The sequence below is a fragment of the Rhizobium sp. Nf11,1 genome, from assembly GCF_050587665.1.
Lineage (GTDB): Bacteria > Pseudomonadota > Alphaproteobacteria > Rhizobiales > Rhizobiaceae > Rhizobium.
In genome coordinates this window covers 1-11,440 of record NZ_JBOBHU010000048.1, presented here as the reverse complement: position 1 = coordinate 11,440, position 11,440 = coordinate 1, and the positions used below count along the sequence as shown (strand labels likewise).

Genomic DNA, 11,440 nt, shown 5'->3' with positions numbered 1-11,440 from the left:
TTCAGGATATGCTTCCGTATGAAAGCAGCAGGCTCTAAGAGATCAGCAGCTGGGAGTCTGGTGGCAGTTGCTACCCGACTCCGTAGTTTTGTCCTTACCGCATCGGTTTGACGAAACGGTTCGCCTTCGCCGCCCCATCCATCTCCTTGCGCCGGAAATAGATCGCCCGACCGCAGCGGATCGGATTGTGGCCCTGTACTATGATGATCTGTTCATCCTTGCGCATCCCCTGGGTGATCTCATGGGGCAATATTAGCGGTCGGCGCTGGAAATTGATGCTCTCGGATTTGCGCGGGCCACCGCCTTTTACATCCCAGCCAAGGTTGCGGGAGCGCCCCTGCACTTCGACGGTCATCTCCCCGCATTGGGCCGAGACATTGCGCGCCGTATCGAGGGCCTTGATTGCCGCATAGGAGGCGAAGGCGCAGCCGTCGATCCACGAGGTGGCGCCGTCTTTTCCGAAGTGCCGCTCCAACTGTCCGACAGACTGGTAAAGCAGCATCATGCTGATGCCGTATTTGCGACCGCGATCGCGCGCCTCTTCCAGCACCCTCATATAGCCGAGCAGGTCGACTTCATCCAGAATGAAGAGCGCTCGGCGGCTGAAGTTGCCATCGGCCTGGACCATGGCGTTGACCAGAGAGCCGATGATGACGCGCGCGATGCCGGGATAAGAGCGCAGGATAGACGCCGGTATGTTGAGGAACACGTCTTTCTTGCCACTAACGACATCGCTCGGCCTGAAGGCATTGCCGCAGACGAGAGCGGCATAACTGTCCAGTGAGAGCCATTGCGTATCCTTCGAGGCCGTCGAATAGACGCCGGAAAAGGTCTGTTCGGTCATGTTGGTGAAGACGCCGAGCGTTTCCCGGATAAAGGTAGATTTGGAATGTGCCTGGATGTCGCACAGCATCGCAAGCACCGACGGCTCCGGCTCGGAAACGATCTGGCGCAGACTGCGCAGATTTCGTCGGCCGGCATATTCCGGCGACAGCATGACATGGGCGAGCAGACCAGTCAGAAGGTTGTGCGCCTGGTTCTGAAAGTAGGAGCCCGTCGAAGATTCGAAGCGCTGGCTTTCGGAGAGAAGCATATGAGCAACGCCGACGATATCTTCCTCTTTGCGCCGAGAGTGCTCAATGCCATCGAGGACATTGAATCCGTTGATCGGGTTGTTTGGGTCGAGCACCATGACCTCACGCCCAAGTACTTGCGTGCGGTGTTCGGTCACCATCGGCGCGACTTCGGTGGAGGGATCAAGGCAGATGAGAGGACCTGTATACCGCAGCGCGGTCGGCAGGACATTGCTCGTCGTTTTGTACCCTCCCGATCCTGCGAAAAACAGCATGTGGGTGGAATCGAAGTCCTGGTCGTAGGTGAGAAGCGGCGCCTTGCCCCCTTGTCCCCAGGTGCGGTGATCGTTCGGGTCGAACGGCAACTGATGGACGATATCCTTGTCAACGCGGTAGCGCTCACCGACGATGATCTCGCCATTCGGCGGAAAGAGCTTTGCCGCTGCCGACATCGAAAGCCAATCGGCATCGCCGAAGGCTCCGCCCTTCACTCTTTTGACGCCCTCAGGCACGACGACGGAGATCCGGGCGGCGACTGCCACCGCCATGAACCCCATGACCGCGCCCATGACAGCAACGAAATCCAGATACGACAGCGCCCGGTTCCATGAAACGGCGCCGGCTTTTACGGCGGGGGCGAGGCGACTGTATTCACGCAGCGTGTAGAAGCTGACCACGAGCAGAAAGCAGGCAAGGCTTGTCATTGCCACCGGTCTTCGCCGGTGCAAGGGCAGCGCCCAAACCGTCAATAACCCAGCCAGCGGCCCGAACAAAAGCGCGGGCGCAGGCGCTGCGCGCAGGAACCAGTATTCGGTCCTGCCAGACAGGCCATGCGCCAGGATCGGCCATCGCCAGTTGACGACGTAGGCACTGATCGCAGTGACGGCGACCGGCACCAGGACGCAGAGCAGGCTTGGATGCAATCTTCTTTTGGACGTCATTCCCGTGGCTCCGCAATGGGCGAAGACAACCGATTGGGCGACGGAGCCCTGAACGCCTCTTCGCCGATATCGCGCAGCCGCCGATGTTCGGGCGAGCCCGGCACCACGCCCGCCAATTCGATCAGTCCACCAAGCAGGAACGCTCGATCGGTCTCCGAAAGGCCGGCTTTGACGACCAGGCCGCCAAGCAGAAATTTCTCGCGTGTTTCCCTTTTACGGTCAGCCGTCATGTGGAACCTCCGCCTGCGCTCCAGCGCCACGATCTGACGGGCGATGCTTTTGAGGAGCCTGAGTCGCACGTTCCTTCTTCTCATCCTTGCGAAATCGAGCGGCGATCTCTTCGAAGATCCGGTCGATCTCCTCGTCGCCGAGCTCCAGTTCCGCCAGACCAGACTTCATTGCGGCTCGAGCGAAGCGTTCGGCCGATCTGGCTATCAAAGTTCTCCTGCGTTCTCGTAGCCTTTCGATCTGGGCATCGAGGTCCAATATCGTTGATCTGGTGGCCATGGGGTCCGTCCTTCCTAAAAATCGTTGCGTTGTTTCTCATCATTATACTAACTAGAATAAAATAGTTAAATAGTCTATTTTGCATCACCCCGAAATCGTCGCAGCCGGAGTTCCCGCCAGGCCCCCGTGTTCCGCAAAGCGGCATCGGCCCTGCGGTCCGATCGGTTTGAGGGCGCAATATACGTCGCTGCCGCGACGTGCTTGGAAGGTGTGGAGCCGGTTGTGGCAATCATGTTCGTCAGAGCGCAGGTGATCAGCAGGGGAGCGGGGCGCAGCATCGTCTCGGCTGCTGCCTATCGTCATCGCGCCCGGATGATGGACGAACAGGCCGGCACCTCATTCAGCTATCGGGGCGGGGCATCCGAGCTGATGCATGAGGAATTGGCGCTGCCGCAGCAGATCCCGGCATGGCTGCACAAGGCGATTGACGGCCATTCGGTCGCCGGCGCCAGCGAGGCGCTCTGGAACGCCGTCGATGCTTTCGAGAGCAGGGCCGATGGGCAGCTCGCCCGCGAGCTGATCATCGCGCTGCCGGAGGAGCTGACGCGGGCGGAGAACATCGCGCTGGTGCGCGACTTCGTCCGCGACAATCTCACCTCGAAGGGGATGATTGCCGATTGGGTCTATCACAACAAGGGCGGCAATCCTCACATCCACCTGATGACGACACTGAGGCCTCTGACGGAGGAGGGGTTCGGAGCAAAGAAGGTTCCGGTGACGGACGAGGATGGCAAGCCGCTGCGTGTCGTCACGCCAGATCGACCGAATGGCAAGATCGTCTACAGGGTGTGGGCAGGCGACAAGGAAACCTTGAAGGCCTGGAAGATCGCCTGGGCGGAAACGGCCAACCGGCATCTGGCGCTCGCCGGTCATGAGATCCGGCTCGACGGTCGTTCCTATGCCGAACAGGGTTTCGACGGTATCGCGCAAAGGCATCTCGGGCCGGAGAAGGCGGCATTGGCGCGAAAGAGGAGGGAGCTCTATTTCGCACCGGCCGATCTCGCCCGCCGGCAGGAGATGGCTGACCGGCTGCTGGCAGAGCCGGAGCTTTTGCTGAAGCAGCTCGGCAATGAACGCTCCACCTTCGACGAGAAGGATATCGCCAAGGCGCTGCATCGATATGTCGACGATCCGGCAGACTTCACCAATATCCGCGCCCGGCTGATGGCGTCGGATGAACTTGTGATGCTGAAGCCGCAGGAGATCGACGGAGAAACGCTTAAGGTCACAGACCCGGCAGTCTTCACCACTCGGGGCATGCTGCGCATCGAATACGACATGGCGCAGTCGGCGCGGGTTCTGTCGGAGCAAGCAGGCTTCGGCGTTTCGGCTCGGCAGGTCGATGCGGCGATCGAGCGCGTCGAGACCGGCGATCCCAAACATCCTTTTCGGCTCGACGCGGAACAGATCGATGCTATCCGCCATGTCACCGGCGGCAGCGGCATAGCGGCTGTTGTCGGCCTTGCCGGCGCCGGCAAGTCGACGCTGCTGGCGGCAGCCCGCCTTGCCTGGGAAAGCGAGGGGCGCCGGGTGATCGGTGCCGCCGTTGCCGGCAAGGCGGCGGAAGGCTTGGAAGACAGTTCCGGCATCAAGTCACGAACACTCGCCGCCTGGGAACTGGCCTGGGCCAATGGGCGCGATGCACTCCATCGCAGTGATGTGCTCGTCATCGATGAAGCCGGCATGGTGTCGTCGCAACAGATGGCCCGTGTGCTTGACATCGTCGAGGCGGCGGGCGCGAAAGTCGTTCTCGTCGGCGACGCCATGCAGCTGCAGCCGATCCAGGCGGGTGCTGCCTTTCGGGCGATCAGCGAACGCATCGGTTTTGCCGAACTTGCCGGCGTGCGCCGCCAGCATGAAGAATGGGCGCGTGAGGCCTCGCGGCTCTTTGCCCGCGGCGAGATCGAGAAAGGTCTCGACGCTTATGCCCGGCATGGTCACCTTGCCGAGGCAGAGACACGCCAGGAGATCATCGAGCGGATTGTTGGCGACTGGAGCCAGGCGCGCAGAGAGGCAATCGTTCGATCCGTTTCTGAGGGCAGGGATGGTCGGCTGCGCGGTGACGAACTGCTCGTGCTTGCCCACACCAATGACGATGTCCGCAAGCTGAACGAGGCGCTGCGGCAGGTGATGGCCGGCGATGGTGCGCTTTCCGACAGCCGCGCCTTCCAGACGGCACGCGGGGCGCGGGAGTTCGCCGTCGGCGATCGCATCATCTTTTTGGAGAACGCCCGCTTTCTCGAGCCGCGGGCCAGGAGTTCCGGTCCGCAATACGTCAAGAACGGCATGCTCGGCACGGTCATCTCCACCGGCGACAAACGCGGCGAAGCGCTGATGTCGGTTCGTCTCGACAACGGCCATAAAGTCGTCTTCAGCGAAGACAGCTATCGCAATGTCGATCACGGCTATGCCGCAACGATCCACAAAGCCCAGGGCACCACCGTCGATCGCACCTTGGTGCTTGCGACCGGCATGATGGACCAACACCTGACCTATGTGGCGATGACGAGGCATCGCGATCGTGTCGATCTTTATGCAGCCAAAGAGGATTTTGAGCCAAGACCGGAATGGGGACGCAAACCGCGTGTCGATCATGCCGCCGGCGTGACCGGCGAGCTTGTCGAAACCGGAGAGGCCAAATTTCGGCCTGATGATGAGGATGCCGACGACAGCCCCTATGCCGACATCAGGACCGACGACGGAACCGTCCATCGGCTGTGGGGCGTGAGCCTGCCGAAGGCGCTCGAAGAAGGTGGTGTTTCCGAAGGCGACACCGTCACGCTGCGCAAGGACGGCGTGGAGCGGGTCAAGGTCCAGATTGCCGTTGTCGATGAAGAGACAGGCCACAAGCGTTACGAGGAGCGGGAGGTCGGCCGCAATGTCTGGACGGCCAGGCAGATCGAAACCGCCGAAGCGCGCCAGGACCGCATCAAGCGGGAAAGTCATCGGCCGGATCTGTTCAAGCCGCTCGTCGAGCGGTTGTCGCGCTCCGGCGCCAAGACCACGACGCTCGATTTTGAAAGCGAGGCCGGCTACCAGGCCCAGGCGCAAGACTTCGCCCGCCGCCGCGGGTTCGAGTATCTCTCGCTGGCTGCGGCCGAGATCGAGGGGGACATCGCGCGGCGCTTTGCGTGGATTGCCGCAAAGCGGGAGCAGGTGGAAAAGCTCTGGGAACGGGCAAGCATGGCGCTCGGCTTTGCGATCGAGCGGGAACGGCGCGTCTCCTATAGCGACGAGCGAACTGAATCCCACCCTATGCCAGGCGCAAACGCCGGCAAAGCCCATTATCTGATCCCGCCGACCAGCGACTTCGCCAGAAGCCTCAACGAGGATGCACGGCTGGCGCAATTGTCATCCCCGGCGTGGAAGGATCGGGAAACCCTCCTGCGACCGGTGCTGGAGAAGATCTATCGTGATCCGGATGGCGCACTTGTCGCCCTGAATGCGCTTGCTTCAGATGCCGGCATCGAACCCCGCAGGCTCGCCGACGATCTTGCCGTGAGCCCCGATCGGCTTGGCCGCCTGCGCGGCTCTGAGCTCATCGTCGAAGGACGCGCGGCGCGTGAGGAGCGTATTGTCGCCCTGGCGGCTGTGACAGAATTGCTTCCCCTGGCCCGCGCCCATGCGACCGAGTTCCGCCGGAGCGCCGAACGGTTCGAGATCCGTGAGCAGGCGCGTCGCGCACATATGTCATTGTCGATCCCGGCACTTTCCGACGGTGCGATGGCGCGTCTCATGGAAATCGAGGCGGTGCGCAACAGGGGCGGGGACGATGCTTATAAGACGGCGTTTGCGCTTGCCGCGAAGGACCGCAGGGTCGTACAGGAGATCAAGGCGGTCAGCGAAGCGCTGTCTGCGCGCTTTGGCTGGAGTGCCTTCACCGCAAAGGCGGATGCGGTTGCTGAACGCAACATGGCCGAGCGCATGCCTAACGATCTGATGGCCGGCGAGCGCGAGAAGCTGACCCACCTGTTCGAAGCCGTCAAACGTTTTGCCGAGGCGCAGCATCTGGCCGAACGTCAGGACCGCTCGAAGGTCGTCGCGGCGGCCAGTGCCGTTCCGGACCCGGAGCAAGACAAGGGGGGAGGAAAGGAGAATGTGAGCGTGCTGCCCATGCTTGCCGCTGTCACCGAGTTCAAGATACCGATCGACGACGAGGCGCGATCGCGAACTCTCTCCGCTCCCCTTTACCGTCAGCAGCGTGCGGCACTGGCCAACACGGCAAGGACGATCTGGCGCGATCCGGCAGGAGCCGTCGGCAAGATCGAGGAACTGCTTGCCAAAGGCTTTGCTGCCGATCGTATCGCTGCCGCTGTGACCAATGACCCGGCCGCGTATGGCGCGTTGCGCGGTTCGGATCGTCTGATGGACAAGATGCTGGCTTCCGGGCGGGAGCGCAAAGATGCCGTGCAGGCCGTGCCCGAGGCAGCCGCGCGGCTGCGTTCTCTCCGGAGCGCCTATGCCAATATCTTCGATGCGGAGCGCCACGCCATCATCGACGAGCGCCGGCGCATGGCGGTTGCTATTCCTGGCCGGGCTTGTCGCAAAGTCTGGTTCGGCCCGCAGTTTGCCGCTGAATGGGAGCGCGTCACGATTTGTTAACTTTTTGAAGTCCGAAGAGGCGCGCCAGCAGATCGTTCTGATCATTGACGGTCCAATCGCCGGCAAAGCCGAAGCCCTTCTTCAGCCAGAGCATCGCTTCGAAACCAGCGATTGTTCTGCGTGCAGTATTGAAGGATTGAAAGCCTCCGATCTTTGGCATGTTCTTCTTCACGCGGAAGTGGTCACTCTCAATGCCTTGCTGGAGATGCTTGGTAACATAGTGAACCGGATCCGGATGCAGGTGCCCGTCATCGACGGCCGTCTTGATCGTTGAGGGGAAGGTGTTGGCGCCATCGGTGCCGATCTTTCCCGGCGAGAGTAGCGGCTCGTCCTTCAGCATCTTTCTAAAGAATCGCTTCGCGGCATCAAGGTCACGCTTTGCGGTGAGCAGGAAGTCGATCGGGTTTCCGTGCTTGTCGATGGCGCGGTAGAGATAACGCCACTTGCCCCGGATCTTAACGTAGGTCTCGTCGATCCGGACCGAACCACAATGCGGGCGCCGAAACTGGCGCAGCCTCTTCTCGATGACAGGTGCATAGGCAAGGACCCAGCGGTTTATCGTGCTGTGGTCGACCTCGAAGCCGCGCTCCAGGAACATTTCCTCGAGATCTCGATAGCTCAGCGGGTAGCGCAAATACCAGGTCACGGCCTGCACGATCAACCATGCCTCGAAATGCCGCCCTTTGAAATCATCCTTCGACTGGCGCTTCAGCTTCTCGGCAATGGCATTCAGAATCATGATTACGCTCCGCTACATCGGAGCGGAATTTCCATCGTCGATGGTCAACAGCTCGTTAATCAAGAAAATTTGCGACAGGCCCGCTACGGGGAAGTCAGCCAACCGGGCAAGCCGGCCTATGGCATTAACTCGGCCATCGGCGGGCGACTGCTGGTCGTGGCAGGCGGGGTCCCTGTCGTCGTCGACGGGCAGGTCGTCGGCGCCATTGGGGTCAGTTCTGGAACCCCCGTCCAGGACAGCGATTGCGCCCAGGCGGGAATCGACCTTTTTCTGCGCGACGTCAGCGGCTGAAAAGTCGCCGATGGCTTGATGCGGCACGAAGAAGTTAGCCGCACCTTTCCCCGGGGAATCGGTTCCTGCCCCATGGTTCTTCCGAGACACAGGCCAACGTTAGCCTGGAAATGCACGCTGGCTTCATCACCGGTGGTCGGTTCCATATCCGCCAACTCCAGCAGCGCCTGGGCTTCACGGCCGTCTACGTCACCCACGATCGCTTTCGCCAAAGCGATGGCACAGGAGGCGGGCGCCATTGCGCTCGACTACTTCAACAGGCGCGAAACGCTCGTGGTCGAAACGAAGCGGGATCTGCAGGATGTCGTGTCCATTGCCGACCGTAACGTCGAGACGTTCATCCGCAGGCGCGTGGCGGAAGCTTTTGGGGCAGACGGATTTCTCGGCGAGGAATACGGGTATCAGGAAGGGCAGTCGGGATTGACATGGGTAGTCGATCCGATCGACGGAACGGCGCCCTTCGTCAATGGCATGCCGACGTGGTGTGTGTCGATTGCGGTTCTGCACCGCGGTGTACCGGTGATCGGCGTCATCCATGTTCCATGCGCTGATGAACTCTACGCAGCGGCAGCGGGCATGGGTGCGAGCCTGAACGGCAAGAATCTCAGCCTCGACCCGTCGAGGACTTTGCAGAATGCGATGACGGGCATCGGCTGCAATACCTATGTCACCCCGGAACGGGTAGGCGCGATTGTCGCCGCCGTGCTTGGCAAGGGTGGGAATTTTATCCGCAATGGCTCCGGTGCCCTGATGCTCGCCTATGTGGCCGCTGGTCGGCTTGTTGGCTATTACGAGCCTCATATGCGTGCCTGGGATTGCATGGCCGGCTATTGCCTCGTCAGGGAGGCAGGTGGAACTCATCTAACCTTCCCGGCTGAAGGCGAAGCTTTGCTACAGGGCCATCCGGTGCTGGCGAGCAATCAGACAGTCTATGCTGATTTGCTGGCAATCCATACCGGCTGAACATCCCAGCGCCCATCGGGGGTCGGGGCTCCGGCGACTGCGCTCCCATTCAGACGTATTCTCGGAGACCCTTGATTTTCACCAGAACGGAGCCGATCGCCAAAATTTCTGTGTGAATGCCGGTTGCCGAACGTCCTTTATGTCACCGGGAGCGAAAATAGCTGGTTGAATATTCAACAGCGAGGGGGAACGGGAGTTCAATCGCCTCCATAAGAGTGATTGCAGGGCTTCCTGCTGATCAAACGGCTCACCACCGGACACCGTGACCCCTTCAGCTTCAGGGAGCCAGGGCTGAAGAGTATTGACGACCTCTTCGAGCGTGGTCGTGCCCTTGCCAGTGGTCCAAGTGTCTGCGGAGATGCAGCCCGGACATCGAATGGAGCATCCCTGGAACCAAATTCCGATGCGGCGGCCTGGGCCGAGCGCTGTTACCGGAAAATGGATACGAGAACGTCGGATGCCCGACGCCGGAGCTGGAGGCTGTCCTCCACAAGACGCTTGGCGTTCCCCTGTTCCAGGAGTCGGCGATGCGAGTTGCGATGGTCTGCGCCGGGTTCACGGGTGGTGAGGCCGACCAGCTCAGAAAATCCATGGCGACCTTTAAATTCACGGGCGGGGTCTCGCGTTTCGAGGACAAGCTCGTCTCCGGCATGATCAAGAACGGCTATTCGCCGGAATTTGCCAAGCGCACCTTCGGCCAGCTGGAAGGCTTTGGGTCCTACGGCTTTCCGGAAAGCCATGCGGCGAGTTTTGCCCTGATCGCCTATGCCTCCAGCTATATCAAATGCCATTTTCCCGATGTCTTCTGTGCGGCTTTGCTGAACTCCCAACCGATGGGTTTCTATGCGCCTGCCCAAATCGTGAGGGATGGCCGTGAACATGGCGTCGAGGTTCGTCCCGTTTGCATCAACCAGTCGCGATGGGATTGCACGCTCGAACCCATTGAGGGCTCCGACCGACACGCCGTCCGCCTCGGGATGCGGATGGTGCGCGGCCTGGCTACTGCGGACGTTGCCCGTATCGTTGCCGCCCGGGCTGATCAGCCTTTTGAGAGCGTCGATGACATGTGGCGTCGGTCGGCCGTTCCGGCCTCATCGCTGGTCGAGCTGGCCGAGGCCGATGCCTTTCTGCCGTCCCTCGGGCTCGAACGGCGAGATGCGCTTTGGGCAATCAAGGCGCTGAGAGATGAGCCTCTTCCGCTTTTTTCGGCCGCCGCCGAACGCGAGGCAAGAACGATTGCCGAGCAAAAGGAGCCGTCGGTAGAATTGCGACAGATGACACAGGGTCATAACGTCGTCCTGGATTATGGGCATACCGGGCTGACATTGCGCGAGCATCCGGTCAGCTTCATCCGCCGAGAACTCGCAGAACGCCGGATCGTCACCTGCTCAGAAGCGATGTCCGCTCGCGATGGTCGGTGGCTGATGGCAGCCGGGCTGGTTCTTGTCCGCCAGCGACCGGGCTCGGCGAAGGGCGTGATTTTCATGACCATTGAAGACGAAACCGGGGTTGCCAATGTGGTGATCTGGCCCGCACTGTTTGAGCGGTCGAGGCGAGTTGCGCTCGGAGCCTCCATGCTGGCGATCAATGGCCGCATTCAGCGGGAGGGCGATGTCGTTCACTTAGTCGCCCAGCAGCTGTTCGATCTTTCCGGAAGCCTGACAGGTTTGGCAGATCGCGATCTCGAATTCAGGCTGCCGACAGGAAGAGGTGATGAATTTGCTCACGGCACGTCCGGCAGGCCAGACTCGCGCGAGCCATCGGGTCCAGGAATGAAGTCGCGGGACATCTTTATCCCGTTATGCCGAACTCGGCATAAGGGGACTTATCCCGAGCCGGATGCTATGCCGAGTCCATTCCCCAAAGCCCGAGATTTCCGCTAAACGCGCTTGGCAAGCTCGGCATAATATCTGGCACTGAAAGACAGGATTCGGCCCAAAGCCGACACCGATCCTGGATTTCGCAGTTACCAACCACCAAAAACAAAGGAGAACAGCAATGAACTGGAAATACCTGAGCCTCACCGCCGCATTCGCCGGCCTGGCCGCCGCCATGCCTGCAAAGGCCGATCAGTTCGACAGCATCATGTCGGCAAAAACGCTACGCTGCGCGACTTTTGCCGACGTTCCCCCTTCGCTTCGCCCGATCCGAAGACCCGCGAAATGGCCGGTTTCGACGTCGATCTCTGCGGCGCCATCGCCAAGGAACTGGGCGTCAAGGCCGAGATCAAGCCTGTTTCGGTCGAAGCCCGCGTGCCCGAGGTCAAGCTTGGCCGCGTCGACATCACCGTAGCCAATCTTGCCTATACGCTGAGCCGCGCCGAA

8 protein-coding genes and 2 pseudogenes are annotated in these 11,440 nt (G+C 60.9%); 5 read left to right on the top strand and 5 right to left on the bottom strand.

The window, feature by feature from the left end:
• Positions 1-94: 94 nt before the first annotated feature.
• From traG to ACQ7C1_RS31290, 3 genes are read right to left on the bottom strand one after another with little or no spacing between them, the layout of a single operon-like run.
• A complete protein-coding gene (gene traG / locus ACQ7C1_RS31300; RefSeq protein WP_430961159.1) occupies positions 95-2,014 on the bottom strand; it encodes a Ti-type conjugative transfer system protein TraG in 1,920 nt (639 codons plus the stop codon).
• Positions 2,011-2,244 carry a conjugal transfer protein TraD gene (locus tag ACQ7C1_RS31295; protein WP_430961158.1) on the bottom strand — a complete coding sequence of 78 codons (234 nt, stop codon included), beginning with the start codon at positions 2,242-2,244 and terminating at the stop codon, positions 2,011-2,013. The genes traG and ACQ7C1_RS31295 overlap by 4 nt, the downstream gene beginning before the upstream one ends.
• Positions 2,234-2,521: a TraC family protein gene (locus ACQ7C1_RS31290; RefSeq protein ID WP_430961157.1), complete on the bottom strand. Its 288-nt coding sequence runs from the start codon at positions 2,519-2,521 to the stop codon at positions 2,234-2,236. The genes ACQ7C1_RS31295 and ACQ7C1_RS31290 overlap by 11 nt, the downstream gene beginning before the upstream one ends.
• Positions 2,522-2,743: 222 nt before the next feature.
• Between ACQ7C1_RS31290 and traA the strand changes: the two genes are divergently transcribed.
• The gene (gene traA / locus ACQ7C1_RS31285) at positions 2,744-7,123 is read left to right on the top strand and encodes a Ti-type conjugative transfer relaxase TraA (protein WP_430961156.1); all 4,380 of its coding nucleotides are present in this window, start codon (positions 2,744-2,746) and stop codon (positions 7,121-7,123) included.
• Here the strand turns inward: traA and ACQ7C1_RS31280 are convergent.
• Entirely contained in the window at positions 7,110-7,862 is a 753-nt protein-coding gene (locus ACQ7C1_RS31280) for an IS6 family transposase (protein WP_430961155.1), read from the bottom strand. The two genes, traA and ACQ7C1_RS31280, sit on opposite strands and share 14 nt — an antisense overlap.
• Here ACQ7C1_RS31280 and ACQ7C1_RS31275 point away from each other — a divergent pair.
• Positions 7,797-8,153 (top strand): heme-binding protein, encoded by a 357-nt coding sequence (locus tag ACQ7C1_RS31275; protein ID WP_430961154.1) that lies wholly within the window; start codon positions 7,797-7,799, stop codon positions 8,151-8,153. The two genes, ACQ7C1_RS31280 and ACQ7C1_RS31275, sit on opposite strands and share 66 nt — an antisense overlap.
• Positions 8,154-8,351: 198 nt before the next feature.
• Entirely contained in the window at positions 8,352-9,116 is a 765-nt protein-coding gene (locus ACQ7C1_RS31270; protein ID WP_430961161.1) for an inositol monophosphatase family protein, read from the top strand.
• 78 nt (positions 9,117-9,194) lie between these two features.
• Here ACQ7C1_RS31270 and ACQ7C1_RS31265 read toward each other — a convergent pair whose 3' ends face one another.
• Complete coding sequence (locus ACQ7C1_RS31265) at positions 9,195-9,560, bottom strand: 4Fe-4S cluster-binding domain-containing protein (protein WP_430961160.1); 366 nt, start codon at positions 9,558-9,560, stop codon at positions 9,195-9,197.
• On the opposite strand from ACQ7C1_RS31265, the pseudogene ACQ7C1_RS31260 reads away from it, so the two are divergent.
• Both ACQ7C1_RS31260 and ACQ7C1_RS31255 read left to right on the top strand, forming a co-directional pair.
• A pseudogene (locus tag ACQ7C1_RS31260) lies at positions 9,557-10,999 on the top strand (OB-fold nucleic acid binding domain-containing protein); the annotation flags it as partial. The gene ACQ7C1_RS31265 and the pseudogene ACQ7C1_RS31260 overlap by 4 nt on opposite strands.
• Before the next feature lie 115 nt (positions 11,000-11,114).
• Positions 11,115-11,440: pseudogene (locus ACQ7C1_RS31255) on the top strand (transporter substrate-binding domain-containing protein); the annotation flags it as partial.